The 259-nt window shown below is 59.8% G+C and carries 1 protein-coding gene; it reads left to right on the forward strand.

Features of this window, described 5'->3' with window-relative positions:
- Nucleotides 1-259: dihydroxy-acid dehydratase (locus GT1_RS21995; protein WP_188400496.1), on the forward strand; the 259-nt coding region annotated here is incomplete at both ends.

Raw genomic sequence — 259 nt, forward strand, 5'->3', positions numbered from 1 at the left:
AGTGTGGCTCTGTTTACCGACGGGCGCTTCTCCGGTGCGACCCGGGGACCGGCTGTCGGCCACATAGCCCCGGAAGCCGTGGAAGGCGGGCCGATTGCTTATCTTGAGGACGGCGACATGATTCATATGGATGTTGCTGCCCGCACACTGGATATTGTCGGGATTAACGGCAGGGAAGCCGCACCGCAGGAAGTGGCGGCCGTGCTGGCGGAACGCAAAAAGACTAAGGTATTTCCGGTAAAAGATACGACACCGCTGC

The organism is Sporomusa sp. GT1, assembly GCF_014634905.1.
GTDB classification, from domain to species: domain Bacteria; phylum Bacillota; class Negativicutes; order Sporomusales; family Sporomusaceae; genus Sporomusa; species Sporomusa sphaeroides.